Origin of the sequence: Agromyces neolithicus (assembly GCF_039529735.1) — a bacterium.
Lineage (GTDB): Bacteria > Actinomycetota > Actinomycetes > Actinomycetales > Microbacteriaceae > Agromyces > Agromyces neolithicus.
Genome location: NZ_BAAANJ010000009.1, coordinates 109,257 through 128,462, shown reverse-complemented (window position 1 = coordinate 128,462; position 19,206 = coordinate 109,257). Strand labels below are relative to the sequence as shown.

Genomic DNA, 19,206 nt, shown 5'->3' with positions numbered 1-19,206 from the left:
CGTGTAAGCCTCGAATGCTGCAATGTCGCAGGGTGGTGCGACACTGTGTCCGCCATCGAGCAGCGCCTCGCCCACACCTCGCAGGGCGCTGTCGGCCGACCTCCTTTCCCGCCCTCCCACACGGAGACCTGATGCTCGGAAAAATCCTCTTCCGCTACCTGAAGCCCTACGGCTGGCTCCTCCTCGGAGTCCTCGCCTTTCAGATCGTCGCGGCGATCGGCACCTTTCTCCTGCCCCGCCTGAACGCCGACATCATCGACAACGGCGTCTCGAAGGGCGACACCGAGTACATCTGGTCGACCGGGTCGCTCATGCTCGCGATCTCGCTCGGCCAGATCACGGCATCGATCATCGCCACGTACTTCGCGGCGCGCGCCGCGATGAGCGCCGGCCGCGACATCCGTGACGCCGTCTTCGAACGGGTCTCGAGCTTCAGCGAACGCGAGGTCTCGAAATTCGGGCCCGGCTCGCTCATCACCCGCAACACGAACGACGTGCAACAGGTGCAGATGCTCGCCATGATGGGCGGCACGTTCCTCGTGACGGCGCCGATCCTCGCGATCGGCGGCATCTTCTTCGCGCTGCAAGAAGACGTCGGCCTCGGGTGGATCATCGCGGTCGCCGTGCCCACCCTGCTCATCATCGCCGTGCTCATCATCAGCCGCATGGTGCCACTGTTCCGCAGCTACCAGAAGAAGCTCGACAACGTGAACCGCATCATGCGCGAGCAGCTCACCGGCATTCGCGTGGTGCGCGCGTTCGTGCGCGAGCCCATCGAAGAAGAGCGATTCGGCGAGGCGAACACCGACATCATGGTGGTCGGTCGCAAGGTCGGGTCGCTGTTCGTGCTGCTGTTCCCGCTGTTCATGCTCGTGCTGAACGTCACCGTGGTCGGTGTGGTGTGGTTCGGGGCGTTCGAGGTCGACGCGGGCAACGTGCAGATCGGCACGCTGTTCGCCTTCATGCAGTACGTCATGCTCATCCTCACGGGCGTGCTCATGGCGAGCTTCATGACGATCATGATCCCCCGCGCCGCGGTCTCGGCCGAGCGCATCGGCGAGGTGCTCGACGCCGACAGCTCGCTCATGCGCCCCGAGAACCCCGTCACCACGTTCCCGTCGCCGGGCACCGTGTCGTTCCAAGATGCCGAATTCAGCTACCCGGGCGCGCAGCACCCGGTGCTCTCGGGCATCACCTTCGCCGCGGGCAGGGGCGAGACGGTCGCGATCGTCGGCTCCACCGGTGCCGGCAAGACGACGCTCATCTCGCTCATCCCCCGCCTGTTCGACGTCACCGGCGGAAGCGTCGAGGTCGGGGGTGTCGACGTGCGCCAGGCCGACCTCGAGCAGCTGTGGGCGTCGATCGGCCTGGTGCCGCAGCGTCCGTTCCTGTTCGCGGGCACGGTCGCTTCGAACCTTCGGTACGGGCGCGAAGAAGCCACCGACGACGACCTCTGGCACGCGCTCGAGGTCGCCCAGGGTCGCGACTTCGTCGAAGAGATGGAGGGCGGTCTCAACGCGCGCATCTCGCAGGGCGGCACGAACGTCTCGGGCGGGCAGCGCCAGCGTCTCGCCATCGCGCGGGCCATCGTGCACCGACCCGACATCCTCGTCTTCGACGACTCGTTCTCTGCGCTCGACCTCACCACCGACGCGAGACTCAGGCAAGCACTCTGGAGGGAGTTGCCACAGGTGACGAAGATCGTGGTCGCCCAGCGCGTCTCGACCATCACCGACGCCGATCGCATCATCGTGCTCGACGACGGCGGCATGGTCGGCATCGGCACGCACGAGCAACTGCTCGAGACCTCGCAGACCTACCGCGAGATCGTCGAATCCCAGCTCGGAGTGGAGGCCGCACGATGACCGCGCAGACCCCGCTCTCGGCAGAAGAGCAGCTCGAGATCGAGCTCGGCGAGCAGGCACGCATCAACGCCGACGACTGGAGCGGCGCCGTCGCCCCGGGCAAGGCGAAGAACTTCGGCCAGAGCTTCGGCCGCCTCATCGGGCTGCTGAAGCCGCACGCCTTCGCGTTCGTGTTCGTGTCGATCCTCGGCGCCCTCGGCGTGGTGCTCACGGTGATGGCACCGAAGGTGCTCGGCGAGGCGACGAACCTCATCTTCGCCGGCGTCATCGGCAAGCAGATTCCCCCCGGAACGACGACCGAACAGGCCGTCGAAGGCTTGCGGGCGTCGGGGCAAGAAGACCTTGCGAACATCGTGGCGAACGCTGGAGTGGTACCCGGCGAAGGCGTCGACTTCGTGCGACTCAGCCAGGTCATCATGCTCGTGCTCGCGCTGTACATCGCCGCTTCGATGCTCACGTGGCTGCAGGGCTACGTCATCAACGTCATCATGGTGAAGACCATGTGGCGCCTGCGCGAGTCGGTCGAGGCGAAGATCAACCGCCTGCCGCTCAGCTACTTCGACAAGGTGCAGCGCGGCGAGCTGATCTCGCGCGTCACCAACGACATCGACAACATCACGCAGGCGATGCAGCAGTCGCTGTCGACCGTGGTCACCTCGGTGCTCACCGTCGTCGGCGTGCTCATCATGATGTTCTCGATCTCGTGGCAGCTCGCCCTCGTCGCCCTCGTGTCGCTGCCGCTCATGGCCGTGATCTTCGGCATCATCGGCCCGAAGTCGCAGAAGGCGTTCGGCATCCAGTGGCGCAAGGTCGGGCGTCTGAACGCCCGCGTCGAAGAGTCGTTCTCGGGCCACGCACTCGTCAAGGTCTTCGGTCGCGAGCATGACTCTCGCGAGAAGTTCAAGGCCGAGAACCATGAGCTCTACGAGGCGAGCTTCAAGGCGCAGTTCCTGTCGGGCATCATCATGCCGGGCATGATGTTCATCGGAAACCTCACCTACGTGGGCATCGCGGTGCTCGGCGGCCTCATGGTCGCGAGCGGCCAGCTGCGCCTGGGCGACGTGCAGGCGTTCATCCAATACTCGCAGCAGTTCACGCAGCCGCTGTCCGAGCTGGGCGGCATGGCCGCGGTCGTGCAGTCGGGCACCGCCTCGGCCGAGCGCGTCTTCGAGCTGCTCGACCAAGACGAGCAAGACCCCGACGCGGTCGACGCCCCGGCGCCGGTCGACGGTTCCGGCACGATCGTGTTCGACCACGTGTCGTTCTCGTACAACCCCGAGCACCCGCTCATCACCGACCTGTCGTTCCGCGTCGAACCGGGGCAGACGGTGGCGATCGTGGGTCCGACGGGTGCCGGCAAGACGACGCTCGTGAACCTCATCATGCGGTTCTACGAGCTCGACGGCGGGCGCATCATGCTCGACGGCCAGAACATCGCCGACCTCACCCGCCGCGATGTGCGCGCCCGCACGGGCATGGTGCTGCAAGACCCGTGGCTGTTCGCCGGGTCGATCCGCGAGAACATCCGCTACGGCCGCCAGACTGCGACCGACGACGAGGTGCTCGCGGCCGCCCGGGCCACGTACGTCGACCGGTTCGTGCACTCGCTGCCCGAGGGCTACGACACCGTGCTCGACGAAGACGCGTCGAACGTGTCGGCCGGTGAGAAGCAGCTCATCACGATCGCCCGCGCGTTCGTGGCGCAGCCGTCGGTACTCATCCTCGACGAGGCAACCTCGTCGGTCGACACCCGCACCGAGCTGCTGCTGCAGCACGCCATGGCCGCGCTGCGACAGGGTCGCACCTCGTTCGTCATCGCGCACCGACTCTCGACGATCCGCGACGCCGACCTCATCCTCGTGATGGAGCACGGCGACATCGTCGAGAAGGGCAACCACGACGAGCTCATCGCCGCGAAGGGCGCGTACTACCGCCTCTACAACTCGCAGTTCGAGCAGGCCGCGACCGACCTCGACGCCGAAGAGGCGCTCGCCGATGGCACGGTGATCAGCTCGGCCGACGCCGAGAACCCCCTCGAGGCGGCGGTCGAGGGCGAGCTGTAGGCCGCAGCGCACACAGCGCAGCCGACCCACGCGATCGAGCGGATGTCCCCCACGGGGCATCCGCTTGTTCGTTCCCGGCCCGCAGTCAGTCGTCGTGTGCCAGGAACGGCTCGTGGTGGTAGCCCGACTCGTCGAGGATCGCCACGGTCGACTCCGGCACCTCGAGGAACGCCCCCGGCAGTTCGTTGAGGGGCTCCGAGACGACGACGTGCGCGTGCCGGCCGAAGAGCTTCAGCCGCTGCTCCATCTCGGGGTACAGCTCGCGCAGGGTGTCGATGTCGGCGGAATGGAAGAGCGTCCGCGACCGGCCCTGGGTCGAGTAGCGGAACGCCCAGATCGTCGCCCCGTCGGAGAGCGCCATGGTGCCCTGCATCGGGAAGCGGATGCCGTGTTCGTGCCCGACCGACTCGACCAGCTGCACGGCCTTCGTGACGCCGGCGATCGGGTCGTCGCGCAGGCCGAGGCTCAGCGCGAGGTGGAAGATCACCTCGGAGTCGGTGGTGCCGTGGATGTGCGGGTAGAGCGACGGGTCGACCGCGAACACGAGGTCGCGCTTCATCTTCACGAAGTCGCCGAGGAATCCGTTGTGCATGAACATCCAGTTCTCATAGCGGAACGGATGGCAGTTCGTCTGCTGGATCGGCGGGCCACCGGCGGCGCGCACGTGACTGAAGAAGAGCGGGCTCTCGATGGCCTGGGTGAGCTCGCGCAGGTTCTGGTCGTTCCAGGCGGGCTCGATGCTGTGGAACAGTGCCGGCTTGCCACCCGTCACTTGGTCGCTCGGGTACCAGCCGAACCCGAAGCCGTCGCCGTTCACCGTCTCGGCGCCGAGCGGCGAGTTGAGCGACTGCTTCACGAGCGAATGCTCGGCGTCGAGGATCAACGTCGACGGTCTCAGCGGTTCACCCGAATATGCGAGCCAACGGCACATGTCCTCATCCCCCTGCGCATCGTCACTATGCAGGCTGCCGGGCGAGCGCCGTCGCAGCCCACGCTGCAGCCACATGCTAGCCGTGCGCGCGCGTGGCGTCACGCGGCTCACACAGGGCGACTCCGACACTGATGCCACGGGGCATCAGTGTCGGAGTCACCAGATCTCGGCCGCGTCCCGCCGCGGTACTACCGCCGATCGCCGTCATACACGCGGGCTACGCTTGAAGACACCCGGGCCGCACTGCCCGCACCATCGTCCGCGACACCCGAAGGCCGGCCCGTGATCACGCTGCCCCCGCTCCCACGCCCGTGGCGCATGTGGTTGCTGTGGGCCGTCGGCGTCGCCGCCTACGTGCTGTCGGTCACGAACCGCACGTCGCTCGCGTCGGTCGGCGTCGACGCGGCCGTGCGATTCGACGCGGATGCCTCGACGCTGTCGATGTTCGCGGTGATCCAGTTGGCCGTGTACGGGCTGATGCAGATCCCGGCGGGGCTGCTGCTCGACCGCTACGGTGCGCGCCCGATCATCACGATCGGCATGGTGCTGATGGCTGCCGGCCAACTGGTGATGGCGTTCGCGCCGAACGTGGGTGTCGCGATCGTCGCCCGCATGCTGCTCGGCGCGGGCGATGCCGCGATCTTCCCGAGCGTGCTGCGCGTGATCGCGACGTGGTTCCCCGACCAGAAGGCGCCGGTCATGGTGCAGATGACGGGCGTCATCGGCCAGGCCGGCCAGTTGCTCGCCCTGCTGCCGCTTGCGGCGTTGCTGCATGCGACGTCGTGGAGCGTCGCCTTCGGCAGCCTCGCCGGCCTGTGCGTGCTGTTCGCGGTGCTGACGTATGCCGTCATCCGCAACCGTCCGCCGGGCAGGGACGCCGATGTGTCGGTCGATACCTCGACGGGCGTCATCCGTGCGGTGACGTCGTCGGCCGACCTTCGCGAGGGCTTCCGCGAATCGTGGGCGCACCCCGCGACGCGACTCGCGTTCTGGTCGCATTTCACGACCCCGTTCGCGGGCACGGCGTTCGTGATGCTGTGGGGCTTCCCGTTCCTCACCGTCGGCCAAGGGCTGTCGACCTCGCTCGCGTCGCTCGTCATCACGGTGTTCGTGGTGTTCGGCATGGTCGCCGGCCCGGTCATCGGCGGGTTGTCGAGCCGGCACCCGAACCGGCGATCGAGAATGCTCGTACTGCCGACGGTCGCCGTGCAGGTCGTCGCCTGGCTCGCCGTCATCGCGCTGCCCGAGCCGGCGCCGCTCTGGCTGCTGTTCGTGCTCGCGTGCGCGCTCGCCACCGGCGGCCCGGCGTCGATGATCGCGTTCGACCACGCCCGCACGTTCAATCCGAGCCACCGGCTGAGCACGGCGACGGGCATCGTGAACGGCGGCGGGTTCCTCGCGGGCCTCATCGCGATCTTCCTCATCGGCCTCGCCATGGACCTGCAGGGCGCCGGCACCCCCGAGACGTACAGCCTCGACGCGTTCCGCGTTGCGTTCCTCACCCAGGTGCCGCTGTGGCTGCTCGGCTCGGCGTTCATCGTCATCGAGCGCAAGCGCACGCGAGTGCACATCGGGCTCGATGAGCCGCGGTCGCGTCGGCGCGATCCCGGGCAGGGCTGAGCCGGCGGCGAGCGCCGCCGACGCAGCGAACGGATGCCCCGCCCGCTGGCTGAGCGCACGAAACGGCCCGGGCGACGCGTCTGGTCGCCCGGGCCGTCTCGCCTTCCTCGCTACTTGATCGACGCCGCCTCGAAGGCCCGCTCGATCTCCTGGCTGAAGGTGCCGCCCTCAGCGTCGGTCGCGGTCACCCGCAGGTCGACCCAGCCACCGGCATCCGGAACGCGGATGTCGGCGTCGTAGGTGGTCAGGAACGCCCGTGCCTCGGGGAACCCGCCTGCCGGCGGCTCACCGGGGCCCGAGTCATCCGTCGACGTGACATCGAGGTCGATGACCGTCCAGTCGCCGCCGGCGACGCGCGCCTCGAGCGTGGCACCCGTGATCGCACCCGAACCGACGGCGCCCGCGATGTGCCCGAGCTCGAGGCCGAGCCGCACGGGCGTGCCCTTCTTGCGCTCGGCGCCGACCTTGCCCGAGCCGTCGAGGTCGACGTCGTAGTAGGCCTGCAGCATCGGCAGGATGTGCCGCGTGTAGTCGGTCGAATTCCACGTCGACGAGAACGCCCACTCGGTGCGGGTCATGGTCGATGACGGCGTTGCGGTGCCGTCGTGCGTCGCCGTGTTCACCACCCGCACGTCGTGCTCGCCGTCGGCGATGTCCCAGCCGTTCAGCCCCTGGTACTGCGACGTCTTCACGAGCTCACCGTCGAGGTGCAGCTCGATCGACTGGGCGATGCCGGGAGTGCCGGCGTACGTGTCGAACGCGCCGGTGCGCTGCGCCGAGTCGCCGTCGGACCACGAGGGCAGGTTCAGCTGGATGCCGTCACCCGACCGCAGCGGCGCCCAGTACCCGGGGCCGACGTAGGGGCGCACGACCGAGCCGAAGTAGCTCGCCTCGGTGCGCTCGCCCGGCTCGTAGGCGCGAACGACATCACGGATGTCCCATCCCCAGTCGATCGCACTGACGTTCTGGTACCACTCGACCTGGTCGGTGTTCACCCACTCGGCTCGTTCGATGCCGCGTTCGGTGCGCATCGGGAAGCCCGTGCCGTACTGGGTGCTCGGCACGAAGTCGTACCGGTACTCGCCGACCGTCGCGCCCTGCTCGCCGTAGTAGGTCGTGTCGATGCGCGCGAGCTCCTTCGGCGTGTAGTCGAGGTTCTCGGGCACTGACCCGTCGCTGTAGCGGGCGATGTCGAAGACCTCGCCGGCGACGGCGATGCCCTCGCCCGTGATGGTCACGGGCTTGGGCGCCGCGATGGCCTCGAGCAGCCCGCGCCCCTGCACGCCGCTGATCGCGGACACGGGAATGGCGACGTCGGTCGTGTAGTCCTCGGACCCGACCCATTCGCTCAGTTCGCCATCGGCGTCGTTGACGACGATGAGCAGCTTCGCCCCGGCCGCGGCGGCATTCGCCGCGCGGGCCGAGGCCGAAACCGTGTCGGAACGTGTGACCACGGCGACCTTGCCCGTGACGTCGACGGCCGCGAACTCCTCGGTGCTGCCGAGCCCGGCGTCGACCGCGCGGGCGCGGATGTCGCCGTCGAGCAGAGTCGATCCGACCTGCACGATGAGGTCGAGCTGCTGCTTGGCCGCGTTCAGCACGAGCGTCGGATCCTGCAGGCGCCACCGGGTGGTGAAGTCGAAGCTCTCAGCCTCGGGTGCATCCATCGGTTGGGCGTAGAGCTCGTCGATCCACACCGGGGCGAGGGCGCTGCCGCTGAAGCCGTCGACCTTGAAGTCCATGCGGCGAACGACCGCCTCGACGTCGTCGTTGCCCACGTCGACCGTGACCGGCTTGGCGGCCCGGGCGTCGAAGGCGACCGTCTCGGCCCCGTCGAGCACGACGTCGGGGTCACCGACGAGCGCGATCGTCTGGGTGTCGGCGTCGCGGGAGACGTCCATGTACGACATCACCGAGTACAGGCCGGCGGGCAGGCGCAGGGTGGTCTCACCGGCGACGCCGAAGGACGTGTACCAGCCGGTCTCGGCGTTCCAGATCCAGCCGTAGGTCTCGAGCGGTTCGCCCTCGAAGTCGGTCGCGGTGACCGTGAGGTCGTAGCGCTCGGCCTCGGCGATGATGCCGAGCGCCGTTCGGGTCACGACGGTGCCGTCGACCGAGGCGGTGAGCACGCCCGAGTACTGCGCCCCGGCGGGCACGGCGGCGGGGTCGGCGGTCATCGTGACCGTGCGAGTCTCGCCGGCGGGGATCGTCACCTCGTCGACGTCGATCGCGACGATGTCGGATGCCTCGGCGGCCGACATCGGCGTGAGGCCGCCGCCCGCGCCGGGGGGTGGTGTCGACGAGCGTCGGCTCGACCGCGAGCACGACCTCGGCGTCGCCGCGGTTCGTGTACTCGATCGTGCGCACGACTGGCTCGGCCGACTCGCCCCACGTGAGCATGCCGAAGTCGCCCGAACCCGAGGCCAGCACCGTCGACTCGACGGCATTGGCCACGTCGACCACACCGGCGCCGACCTGGTAGGGCGTGAGGCCCACGTCGGTCGCGGTGCTCACGAGTGCCGCCCGGAGCTGCGCTGCGGTGTACTCGGGATGCTGCTGCTTGACGATCGCCGCAGCGCCCGCGACGTGCGGGGTGGCCATCGAGGTGCCGCTCATGCCGATGTAGGCGCCCTCGCCGGCGCTGTCGGCTGAGCGGGCGGCGGTGACGTCGTTGCCGGGACCGGCGAGGTCGGGCTTCAGGGCGCCCGAACCCGTGAGCGGGCCCTGGCTCGAGAACCACGAGAGCTCGCCCGTCGGGTCGTCGACCGAGCCGATCGTGAGCGCGCTCGCGGCTGCGCCGGGTGAGCCGATCGTCTCGGGTGCGGATGAGTTGCCCGCGGCGACGACGAAGAGTGCGTCGGTCTCGGCCGAGATCGTGTTGAGCGCCTCGCTCATCACGTCGAGGCCGTCGGAGCCCTGGCGCGTTCCGAGGCTCATCGACACGATGTCGGCGTTCGCGCCGGCCCACTCCATGGCCTCGATGATCCACGAGTCCTGGCCGAAGCCCTCGGCGTCGAGCACCTTGCCCACGAGCAGGTCGGCGCCGTCGGCGACGCCGCGGTGCGTGCCCTCGCTCGCGGCGCCGGTGCCGGCGATCGTCGAGGCGACGTGGGTGCCGTGGCCGTTCGGGTCCCATGCGACCTCTTCGCCGGGGACGAAGCTCGTCGACTCGGGGAGCACGCGGCCGGCGAGGTCGGGGTGGGTGTCGTCGTAGCCCGTGTCGAGCACGGCCACGGTGACGCCGTCACCGGTGTAGCCGGCTTCCCATGCCTCGTCGGCGCCGATCCACGGCACGCTCGAGTCGAGGGTCGCCTCGACCTTGCCGTCGAGGTGGATGGCTTCGATGCCACCACCGAGCGAGACCTCGTCGGGGTCGGCGCTGAACGCGCGCGGGCCCGCCTCCGGGGCATCCGTTAATGCGGCCCACGTGTCGGCGGCGGTCGCGTGATCGGCGATCGCCGCGGCGCCGCCGATGCTCGCGAGCGGCGCGCCCAGCTCGACGCCGGGAACTGGCGCCGGTGCCGAGCGGAAGTTCGCCGCACCCGACTCGAGCTCGACGATGATCGGCGTCGCATCGACCGAGGCGTCGTCGTAGCCGAACTCGATGAGCTGCGACACGTTGAACAGGTCGCGGTCGAGCACGCCCGCCGTGATGTACGGCATGGCGGCGGCGGGCAGCACGTGCAGGTCGCCGGCGACCTCGATGGTCTGCACGCCCGCGCCCGGCTGGGCGGTCTCGATCTCGACGGCGTGCGTGCCATCTGAGAGATCGGTGACGCGCACGCGGTCACCCGTGATGAGGGTGACCGCGTGCTCGTCGGTCGGGGCGGCGGCGACGGGCGCGTTCGGGGCGCCGCCACCGCCTCCTGGGTCGCCGGGATCGGCCGTTGCCGGTAGGGCGGCGGCGCCGATGCCCGCGACGCCGATCGCGATGCCGCTGATGGCGGCCGCGATCGAACGCCTGCGGCGCGATGCGGGTGTTCTGTTGCTGCGTGGCATGTAGGGATACCTCTCACACGTCGGATCTGACTTGCCATGCACGCTTCCACAACGTGTTCGTTAGGGTGGTGGCGGAGAGATGCCATGGCCTCGATCCGCCACGACGGTGACGATGTCGACACCGGTTCGTGAGCGGTCGCGATGCGGGCCACGGCGAGGGAACGGAAGGCTCGCGTGCTCGAGGCGATCGGACTTGATGACGAGCACACCGCGGTGTACCAGCTGCTGCTGAAGGTGCCGTCGGCGAGTGTCGACGAGCTCGCCGCCACTGCCGGCATGACGGTCGGCCGGGCGCAGCAGATGATCGACGACCTCGAGGGGCTCGGGCTGCTCGCGCGGCAGGCCTCGGTGCCCGACCGTGTCGTGGCATCGCCGCCGTCGCTCGCGCTTCGACCGATGTTGCACGAGCGTGAGCGTCGACTGACCGAGGCGCACGAATCGCTCGTGCACCTGAGCCAGCTCTATCGGCAGGGCGCCGCGCAACGCGATGTTCCCGACGTGGTCGACGTGGTGCTCGGCGCCGACGCCGTGCGCCAGCGGTTCGCACAGCTGCAGGCCGCGGCCGTCGCGCAGGTGAGCGTGCTGATGCTGAGCGAGGTCGCCTTCGTCGACAAGGACGAGAATGCCGAGGAGGAGCGTGCGCTCGCCCGCGGCGTGCGCTACCGGGTCATCGTCGAGAAGGCGGTGCTCGAGTGGCCCGGCTTCATCGACGCAGCGCGCGAGGCGGCGCCCCACGGTGAAGAGGTGCGGGTGCTGCCGACGCTGCCGACCCGCCTCATCATCGCCGACGACCGCATGGCGCTGCTGCCGATGCGATCGCGCGGCGACGAGCGGGCGTCGGGGGCGTTGCTCGTGCATCCGAGCGGGCTCCTCGACCTCGTCGTGGCGATCTTCGAGGAGTTCTGGGCGGTGTCGACCGAGTTCATCTCCGATGGTGAGCTGCCGGGTCGGCACGATGCGATCGACCGCGACCTGTTGAAACTGCTGCTGCTGGGGCTGACCGATGCGGCGGCCGCGGCCCAACTCGGCATCTCGCTGCGCACCGTGCAGCGACGGGTGGCCGACCTCATGGAGACGGCCGGCGTGGCGACCCGCATCCAGCTCGGAGCCGAGGCCGTGCGCCGGTCGTGGGTGTGACGCCACGACAGTATGCCGTGAGCGGCATGCGGTAGGCACAGCACGACACAGCACAGCGACGCGGCTGGGTGTGAGCGAACCTCACCATTCTCCGGTTGACGCTCGTCGAGGTCACCGCCAATATGAGGAAGGTTCGGGTGGGGACATCCGCCTCGCTCGATGATCGTGGACCACCGTCACCGAACGTGCCATCGGCACAAGGGGGTTATGCCATGCTCCGTCAGCTCGCCATCGCATCAGCCGCAGCGCTCATCCTCACCGGCCTCGTCGCCGCGCCGAGCGTCGCGAGCCCACCACCACCGGGCGGCGATGACAGTCTCGCCGTGTATACCGGCACCGTCGACAAGGCGGGCCTCGCCGACATCGTCGACCTCGGTGTCGACCGGCACGAGCTCGTCGCGACACCGACCGCCGAGTCATCCGATCGGGTCGAGGTACAGGTCATCCTGAGCGGCGACCAGGCCGCCGAACTCAATGCGAAGGGCGCCGAGCTCATCCCCAAGAACCCGGCCGCCCAACGCCGATCGCTGCAGGCGACCGACGGCGTGTACCGGCAGTACTACCCCGAGGGCGGCCTGCTCGACGAGATCATGAGCCAGGCCGCGGCGCATGCCGGCATCGCCGAATTCCGCGTGATCGGGCAGACGACCGATGGCAACGACATCGGTGCGGTGCGCGTGACCGGCGACATCGCGAAGCAGAAGAAGGACGGCAAGCGGCCGACCACCGTGTACATGGGCGCGCAGCATGCGCGCGAGTGGATCACGCCCGAGATGATTCGGCGCCTGCTCGACCTGTACCTGACCTCGTACGGAACCGATGAGCGCATCACCGACATCATCGACTCGACCGAGCTGTGGTTCGTGCCCGTCGCGAACCCCGACGGCTACGACTTCACCTTCGAGCCAGGGCAGCGGCTGTGGCGCAAGAACCTGCGCGACAACAACGGCGACGGCGTGATCACCAATGCCGACGGCGTCGACCTGAACCGCAACTTCGCCACCCGCTGGGGATACGACAACGAAGGCTCGTCGCCGAACCCGGCGAGCCAGACCTACCGCGGCACCGGTCCGAATTCCGAGGCCGAGACGCAGGCGCTCGACTCGCTGTTCGCGTCGACGACGCCCGAGTTCCTCGTGAACTACCACTCGGCGGCCGAACTGCTGCTGCACGGCATCGGCTGGCAGGTGTCGACCCCGTCGCCCGACGACGTGATCTACGAGGCGATGGTCGGCGACGACGCCGACCCGGCGATCGAGGGGTACGACCCCGACATCTCGGCCGAGCTCTACACGACGAACGGCGACACCGACTCGCACGCGCAGGAGGCCTACGGCACGCTCGGCTTCACGCCTGAGATGACGACGTGCGAGACCGTGTCGAACTCGATCCCCGACGACGAATGGCTCGCCGAGGACTGCCAGAGCGGTTTCAACTTCCCCGACGACGAGGAGCTGATCCAGGCCGAGTTCGAGAAGAACATCCCGTTCGCGCTCGCCGTGGCCGAGTCGGCGCTCGATCCGGATGACCCGGTGTCGGTCGTCGACCGCGAGGCCGAGGACTTCCGTGTCGACAGCTTCGAGGTGTCGTACGGCGACCCGCAGCCCGTCGCGGTGACGGCCAAGCGCAGCCTGAAGGCGAAGAAGATGTTCTACTCCATCAACGGCGGCGCCGCGATGCAGGCCGAGGTCGCCGAGTGGGCGGGCGGTGAACGCTACGGCTTCGAGAACACCGACTACTACGCCGAGTACCGGGGCATCGTGACGGGCGCGAGCCCGGGCGACAACGTCGAGGTGTGGTTCACGGCGCAGACGACTCCGGCAGACGTCGGGCCTGGTGAGAAGCCAGGCAAGACCGAGAGCGAGCACTTCACGTACGAGCTCGCGCAGGACTCGGGCAGCCCCGTGCTGGTGCTCGCGAACGAGGACTACACGGGCGTGAACCCGACCTACCCGGCGGGCACGACCGCCCCGAAGTACCTCGACGAGCATGTCGCGGCGCTCGAGGCGAACGGCGTGACTCCGGCGACGTGGGATGTCGACGCGCAAGGCGTGCCGCACGACCTCGGGGTGCTGTCGCACTTCGACGGCGTGGTCTGGTACCTGGGTGACAACCGGCTGACGCAGGATCCCGAGGACTTCCTCACCGACACGTTCCTGTTCGGCCCGTTGCCCGACCTCGCGGTCGCCGAACGGCAGCAGTTCCTGACGATGTCGGTGCGCGACTACCTCAACGAGGGCGGCAAGCTGGCGCACGCAGGCGAGACGTCGGCGTACTTCGGCCTGCTCGGCGACCAGATCGGGGGCATCTACTACGGCCTCGACGGTGCGCCCGAGGAAGACTGCGCCGTGACCGGCGACTTCTTCTCGGACTGCCTGCTGCTCGCCGACGACTTCACGCAGTACTGGCTCGGCGCCAGCGGCCGCGGCACGGTCTCGGCGACCGGCATGAAGGGCGTCGCGGATCCGTTCACCGGGGTCGAGGCGCTCTTCGGCGGCCCGGCGACGGTCGACAACCCGATCGACGAGGCGGGCGCGTTCATTGCGACGAGCGACCTGCTGCCGGTCGACGAGTTCCCGCAGTTCGAGAGCTGGGGCGCGGCCGACTACACGGGCCTCGAGGGGCAGTTCCTGCCGATCGAGGGCGAGTGGGCGGCGGCGGCGACGCACATCGACGACGGCTACCAGCGTCTCGGTCGTACGTTCGACCTCACGGGGGTTTCGGCCGGTGACGCGCCGACCTTCGAGGCGCAGATCGCCTTCGGCACCGAGCCGGGATACGACAACGTGATCGTCGAGGCTCGCGTGCCCGGTGGCGACGCGTGGACGACGCTGCCCGACCTGAACGGCGGCACCGACACCACGGTACCGACCGAGTGCGAGGCGGGGTTCTACATCGGCGAGCACCCGCAGCTCGCGCACTACCTCACGCTCGGAAACCCGTGCCTGCCCACCGGCTCGACCGGCGAGTGGAACCGGTTCACGGGCAGCTCGGGCGCCTGGCTTCCGGTGGCGTTCGATCTGAGCGCCTACGCCGGCGGGCAGGTCGAGATCGTGATCAGCTACGTGACCGACCCGTCGAGCGGCGGCGCGGGACTCATCGTCGATGACACGAAGCTCGTGGTCGGCGGCGCCGCCACCGAGGCCGAGGGCTTCGAGACGGGCCTCGGCGCCTGGCAGGTGCTCGGCGCACCGGCCGGCAGCCCTGCCAACGCGAGCGACTTCGAACGTTCGCAGGCGCTCGGCGGTGCCATCGCGGTCACCGCGACGCCCGACTCGCTGCTCTTCGGGTTCGGGCTCGAGCAGCTCGACTCCGACGCCGCCCGTGAAGACGTGGTCGCAGGGATCCTGGCGCACTTCGCCGGGTAGGCGGCTGAGTCGTCGAAGAACGGATGTCCCGCCGCGGGGTTGCCCGCGGCGGGACATCCGTCTCCTCGGGTCTCGATACGGCGCTGGCGCGCCTACTCGACCGGCGGAAGACCGTCGGTCGAGTAGCGCCCGACGAAGGAGGCCGCGTATCGAGACCCGCGGCGGGACATCCGTCTATCGGATGCCGCGCCCGAACAGCAGCAGCGGCGTGCGCTCGGCGTATTCGCGATACTCGTCGCCGAAGGCGTCGATCAGGCGGTGCTGCTCGGCGTGCGCCTTGATGACGAGGACGACGGTGAGCAGTACCCACACCACGACGAGCTCGGGGCGCGCCCGCCACAGCACCCATCCGGCGGTCGCGAGCATCAGGCCGAGGTAGATCGGGTTGCGCGTGAACCGGTACACACCGGTGGTGCGCAGCGACGCTCCCGCCTTCGGTGCCACCCACACCACGAGGTCGCCGCCGAGGCTCACCGCGCCGGCGATCGCGAGTGCGGCCCCGAGCACGACCATCAGCCCCGCGACGACCGTGATCGTGGCCGAGCCCCACAGTGAGTCACCGGGGAGCAGCAGCAAGACGAGCAGCACGAACTGGGCCCAGACCAACCAGTTCGCTCGATCGGCCATGCGGGGCCCTACGCCGGGCGGTCGCCGACGAGTTCGGCGCGGTTCGCCTCGTACTTGGGCTTGCCGAGCCACCGCCAGATGAGCCGCACCGGCGGGGGCAGGTGCTTGCGCTGCCACTCGTCGCCGCCGTCGGGCTGCGCGGCGAGGATCGCTCCGAGCTGCAAGAACATGCGCCCCTTCGGCGTGGCCTTGCGCCCGTGCTCGCTGAGCGCGTCGACCTCGGTCTGGGTGATCACGACCTCCATGACGGGAACGATGTTGTGCTCTTCGTCGCCCAGGTGGTCGGCGAGCGCGGAGTTCACGCCGTCGAGCGCGGCGCCGAGCGGAGCGGCGTCAGCGGGCTGCGCGCTCGCGCGCCACGTCGGCAGCGCATCGTCGACCGCGGTCAGGTGCACGAGCAGGGCCGCGTGCTGGGCCTTCATGCGCGCGACGTGCGGACTGCAGCCGGGTGCGCGTTGTTCGAGCGCACCCCACAGCATGGTGTCTTCGCCCTCGTGGTGCGCGTGAAGTCCCGTGGAGAGCATCGCGACGTGGTCGGCGACCACCCCCGAGTGGGCGGTGTCACCCTCGCGCACCCCGTCGATGAGTGTGCGCGCCTCGCCGAACCCGGTGCGGAACATGCGGTGGATCTCGGCCATGCCGCTCGCGTCGCAGATCTTCGGACCGACGGGCAGGTCGCCGCTCGGAGGCAGGGCGGTCGCGGGCATGACGGCTCCGTTCGTCGACGAGGGGTGCCTTGTTCGGGAGGATACGGCCAAATCGGATGCCGCGACAAGACCCCGTACGGGCGGCGCGGACTTCGACACGCGTGTCATACGCGCCGGGTAGCATCGCGCTCATGCGCATCCGCTTCACTGCATCGATCTATGAGTGGACTGCTCGACGCAACTGGTTCTTCGTCGACGTGCCGCCCGAGCCGAGCGCCGACATCGCCGACCAGCCGCGTATGCCACGAGGCTTCGACTCGGTGCGCGTCACCGCGACGGTCGGTGCGACCACGTGGAACACGTCGATCTTTCCCGGCGGCGACACCTACGCACTGCCCTTGAAGGCGGCGGTGCTGAAGGCCGAGGGCATCGGGCGCGGCGACGAGATCACGGTCGACCTCGACGTGCACGACGGGTAGGCAGGCAGAGTCGGGTAGCGTGCTCGAATGCACCTCACGCAGCTTCGCATCTACCCCGTCAAGTCATTCGCGGGCCTCGACGTCGTTTCGGCCGAGGTACTGCCCTGGGGGCTCGCGGGCGATCGTCGCTGGGGTGTCATCGACGCGAACGGCGTGCCCGTCACCGCCCGTGAGGTCAACGCGATGCTCGGCCTCTCTGCCGAACCGCTCGCCGACGGCGACCTGCTGTTGAGCGGCGGTGCCGGCGATCCGCTGCGGGTCGACGTGCCGACGGATGCCCCGGCGATCGCCGTCGGCTTCTCCCGTCAGGGCACGGCGCTCGCGGCCGGTGACGAGGCCGACGATTGGCTGAGTGCTCGCCTCGGCGCGTCCGTGCGATTGGTCTGGCAGCCCGATCCCCGGGCTCGCACCGTGAATCCGAACAACGGCGGCCTGCCCGGGGAACGACTGACGCTGGCCGATGCTGGCCCGCTGTTGCTCACGAGCGAGGCATCGCTCACTCAGCTCGATGCGTGGACTGACGACGCGACTCCCCCGCTCGACATGCGGCGATTCCGCCCGAACGTGGTCGTCGACGGTGACACGCCGTTCGCCGAAGAGCAATGGACGCACGTCGAACTCGGTGGCGTCAGCTTTCGCGTCGCATCTCACTGCGACCGATGCGTGATGACGACGATCGACCCCGACACGCTCACGCGCGGCAAGGAGCCGATCAAAACCCTCGCGAGGCATCGCCGGCGCGATGGCAAGACCTGGTTCGGGGTGAGACTCGTTCCCCTGACGACGGGCACGATCAGCGTGGGCGACGCCGCGAGCGCCCGCTGACCCCGGCTGCTGAGTTCGATGCGTGGGGCACGCACGTTCGTGGGGCCTTGGGCGGCAGCGGGTGGGCTCGCGCCGAGATGGCGCGACGCCGAGATGGCGCGACGCCGAGAAGCCGCAACGCCGAGATGCCGCAATGCCGCAATGCCGCAATGCCGCAACGCCGCAATGCCGCAATGCCGCAATGCCGCACCATCATGCGGCCGGACCCGGTCTTCGTTCGGCTCGGTGCCTCGTTCTTCGCTCGAGCCGGTCTGCAATCCGCGTCGGCGATTTCGTCGCGTCGCGCCACCCACCGCCGGGGTCGAGCCAGATGGGTGGGCGGATCTGCGGCACTCCGTGGTGCATGCGGATGCCCCACCCCGACGTGTCGATCGACCGGTGATGGAACCAGCAGACGAGCACGCCGTTGTCAGGATGCGTCGGCCCACCCTCGACATCGGGAATCACATGATGGATCTCGCACCACGACGCCGGCACTGAACACCCGGGGATGAGGCATCCGCCGTCGCGGAGGGTGATCGCGCGCCTCTGTTGCGGGGTGAAGCAGCGTTCTTGGGAGCCGAGTTCGATGATGCGGCCGCGGTCGTCGAGCACGACCCGTTGGGTGCCGCCGGTGCATATCAGCTGCCGCACGGCCCGCAGCGAGACCGGGATCTCGACACCGTCGGCGTGGCCGGCGCCGCGACCGGCGGCGACATCGGAGGCGCGCACGCTCACGAGCACGGTGGGCGGGGCGCCGCCGATCGACGGGTGCTGACCTGATCGTGCGGTGGTCGCGATGATCGCGGCGAGCACGTCGTGGCGTTGCTGGTCGGTGCTGCGCTGCTCACCGGAGAGGTCGAAGTGCGCGGCCTGCTCGTCGGTGACGAACCCGGTGTTCGACCGTGGTGACAGGTGTGCGTCGAAGAGCCGGGTGAGCCCGGCCGCGACTTCGGGCATCAGGTCGCCTCTGATCGGGATGAGTCCGTCGCGGGCCCGGCCCAGGCGCAGTCCGCGGCGCAGCATGGCACGGTCGTCGTCGGGTTCGGGGCCGTCTTGGTCGAGGAACACGGCCCATGCCTGCGCCTGCACCCGCAGCTCGTCGGCGGCGCACTGAACCGGGGTGCCGGCGCCGTCGCCGGTGCCGGTTGCCGCGGCGATGAGTTCGCGTTCGGCGGCAGCGAGGGTGACCGGGTCGGCGACGCGTCGGGGCCGGTCGAGTTCGCGGACGATCGTGCTCGCCGCATCGGCGCCCAGCAGCCCGGCGGCGAGGGCGGCGGCGACGCCGGGGAACTCGGCCTCGAGCGGTTCACCGGTGAATCCGACGCGGCCGCGGGTCGCCGCCCCCAACGTGATGCGTCGTCGCGCCTCGGCGCCCGACGCCTGGGTGACCCGCTCGATGAGTTCTGACGCCGACCGGCAGCCGCGCCGGGACGAAAGCCGTTCGCTGCCCAGCTCGACCCGGGAGCGCTCGTCGACCTCGCCGGCGCACGCGGCCCGGTGGGCGTCGATGACCCGCCCGACCGCCTCGATCGAGGCCGTCACGGCGAGTAGTTCGTCGTCGGGCCATCGTGCCGGGTCGTCGAACCGCAGCACCTCGCGAAGCGTCGAGCGAACCTGCTCGAGTGCGTCGGTGACTGCGGTCATACCTCCATTCTTGCGGCAC

General features: G+C 69.3%; 13 protein-coding genes. 7 read left to right on the top strand and 6 right to left on the bottom strand.

Features of this window, described 5'->3' with window-relative positions; translation table 11 throughout:
- The first annotated feature begins 131 nt into the window (after positions 1–131).
- Both ABD164_RS12885 and ABD164_RS12880 read left to right on the top strand, forming a co-directional pair.
- Complete coding sequence (locus ABD164_RS12885) at positions 132–1,865, top strand: ABC transporter ATP-binding protein (RefSeq protein WP_344296694.1); 1,734 nt, start codon at positions 132–134, stop codon at positions 1,863–1,865.
- Complete coding sequence (locus tag ABD164_RS12880) at positions 1,862–3,928, top strand: ABC transporter ATP-binding protein (RefSeq protein WP_344296693.1); 2,067 nt, start codon at positions 1,862–1,864, stop codon at positions 3,926–3,928. Before ABD164_RS12885 ends, ABD164_RS12880 begins: the two co-directional genes overlap by 4 nt.
- Positions 3,929–4,013: 85 nt before the next feature.
- Here ABD164_RS12880 and ABD164_RS12875 read toward each other — a convergent pair whose 3' ends face one another.
- Positions 4,014–4,859, bottom strand: a complete 846-nt coding sequence (locus tag ABD164_RS12875) for a class II glutamine amidotransferase (protein WP_344296692.1) — start codon at positions 4,857–4,859, stop codon at positions 4,014–4,016.
- A gap of 318 nt (positions 4,860–5,177) precedes the next feature.
- Between ABD164_RS12875 and ABD164_RS12870 the strand changes: the two genes are divergently transcribed.
- Positions 5,178–6,479, top strand: a complete 1,302-nt coding sequence (locus tag ABD164_RS12870) for an MFS transporter (RefSeq protein ID WP_344296814.1) — start codon at positions 5,178–5,180, stop codon at positions 6,477–6,479.
- A 110-nt stretch (positions 6,480–6,589) separates the two neighbouring features.
- Here the strand turns inward: ABD164_RS12870 and ABD164_RS12865 are convergent, their stop codons facing one another.
- Complete coding sequence (locus tag ABD164_RS12865) at positions 6,590–8,146, bottom strand: PA domain-containing protein (RefSeq protein WP_344296813.1); 1,557 nt, start codon at positions 8,144–8,146, stop codon at positions 6,590–6,592.
- 280 nt (positions 8,147–8,426) lie between these two features.
- Positions 8,427–10,478, bottom strand: coding sequence for a S8 family serine peptidase (locus ABD164_RS12860; protein ID WP_344296691.1), 2,052 nt, complete (start codon positions 10,476–10,478; stop codon positions 8,427–8,429).
- Between the two features lie 174 nt (positions 10,479–10,652).
- On the opposite strand from ABD164_RS12860, the gene ABD164_RS12855 reads away from it, so the two are divergent.
- A complete protein-coding gene (locus ABD164_RS12855; RefSeq protein ID WP_344296690.1) occupies positions 10,653–11,615 on the top strand; it encodes a transcriptional regulator TrmB in 963 nt (320 codons plus the stop codon).
- Positions 11,616–11,827: 212 nt separating this feature from the next.
- Entirely contained in the window at positions 11,828–14,983 is a 3,156-nt protein-coding gene (locus tag ABD164_RS12850; protein ID WP_344296689.1) for a M14 family metallopeptidase, read from the top strand.
- A gap of 174 nt (positions 14,984–15,157) precedes the next feature.
- Here ABD164_RS12850 and ABD164_RS12845 read toward each other — a convergent pair whose 3' ends face one another.
- Both ABD164_RS12845 and ABD164_RS12840 read right to left on the bottom strand, forming a co-directional pair.
- Complete coding sequence (locus tag ABD164_RS12845; RefSeq protein WP_344296688.1) at positions 15,158–15,610, bottom strand: methyltransferase family protein; 453 nt, start codon at positions 15,608–15,610, stop codon at positions 15,158–15,160.
- 8 nt (positions 15,611–15,618) lie between these two features.
- The gene (locus ABD164_RS12840; protein ID WP_344296687.1) at positions 15,619–16,317 is read right to left on the bottom strand and encodes a hemerythrin domain-containing protein; all 699 of its coding nucleotides are present in this window, start codon (positions 16,315–16,317) and stop codon (positions 15,619–15,621) included.
- Between the two features lie 131 nt (positions 16,318–16,448).
- Between ABD164_RS12840 and ABD164_RS12835 the strand changes: the two genes are divergently transcribed.
- Both ABD164_RS12835 and ABD164_RS12830 read left to right on the top strand, forming a co-directional pair.
- A complete protein-coding gene (locus ABD164_RS12835) occupies positions 16,449–16,736 on the top strand; it encodes a DUF1905 domain-containing protein (RefSeq protein ID WP_344296686.1) in 288 nt (95 codons plus the stop codon).
- Between the two features lie 27 nt (positions 16,737–16,763).
- Positions 16,764–17,561 carry an MOSC domain-containing protein gene (locus ABD164_RS12830; protein WP_344296685.1) on the top strand — a complete coding sequence of 266 codons (798 nt, stop codon included), beginning with the start codon at positions 16,764–16,766 and terminating at the stop codon, positions 17,559–17,561.
- A gap of 192 nt (positions 17,562–17,753) precedes the next feature.
- Here the strand turns inward: ABD164_RS12830 and ABD164_RS12825 are convergent, their stop codons facing one another.
- On the bottom strand, positions 17,754–19,187 hold the full coding sequence (locus tag ABD164_RS12825; protein WP_344296683.1) for an HNH endonuclease signature motif containing protein: 1,434 nt from the start codon (positions 19,185–19,187) through the stop codon (positions 17,754–17,756).
- Positions 19,188–19,206: the final 19 nt, after the last annotated feature.

What these genes read in the sequence shown, in the direction of transcription:
- ABD164_RS12885 (WP_344296694.1), top strand. Translation starts at nt 132, where the DNA reads ATGCTCGGAAAAATCCTCTTCCGCTACCTGAAGCCCTACGGCTGGCTC.
- ABD164_RS12880 (WP_344296693.1), top strand. Translation starts at nt 1,862, where the DNA reads ATGACCGCGCAGACCCCGCTCTCGGCAGAAGAGCAGCTCGAGATCGAG.
- ABD164_RS12875 (WP_344296692.1), bottom strand. Translation starts at nt 4,859, where the DNA reads ATGTGCCGTTGGCTCGCATATTCGGGTGAACCGCTGAGACCGTCGACG.
- ABD164_RS12870 (WP_344296814.1), top strand. Translation starts at nt 5,178, where the DNA reads ATGTGGTTGCTGTGGGCCGTCGGCGTCGCCGCCTACGTGCTGTCGGTC.
- ABD164_RS12865 (WP_344296813.1), bottom strand. Translation starts at nt 8,146, where the DNA reads ATGGATGCACCCGAGGCTGAGAGCTTCGACTTCACCACCCGGTGGCGC.
- ABD164_RS12860 (WP_344296691.1), bottom strand. Translation starts at nt 10,478, where the DNA reads ATGCCACGCAGCAACAGAACACCCGCATCGCGCCGCAGGCGTTCGATC.
- ABD164_RS12850 (WP_344296689.1), top strand. Translation starts at nt 11,828, where the DNA reads ATGCTCCGTCAGCTCGCCATCGCATCAGCCGCAGCGCTCATCCTCACC.
- ABD164_RS12845 (WP_344296688.1), bottom strand. Translation starts at nt 15,610, where the DNA reads ATGGCCGATCGAGCGAACTGGTTGGTCTGGGCCCAGTTCGTGCTGCTC.
- ABD164_RS12840 (WP_344296687.1), bottom strand. Translation starts at nt 16,317, where the DNA reads ATGCCCGCGACCGCCCTGCCTCCGAGCGGCGACCTGCCCGTCGGTCCG.
- ABD164_RS12835 (WP_344296686.1), top strand. Translation starts at nt 16,449, where the DNA reads ATGCGCATCCGCTTCACTGCATCGATCTATGAGTGGACTGCTCGACGC.
- ABD164_RS12830 (WP_344296685.1), top strand. Translation starts at nt 16,764, where the DNA reads ATGCACCTCACGCAGCTTCGCATCTACCCCGTCAAGTCATTCGCGGGC.
- ABD164_RS12825 (WP_344296683.1), bottom strand. Translation starts at nt 19,187, where the DNA reads ATGACCGCAGTCACCGACGCACTCGAGCAGGTTCGCTCGACGCTTCGC.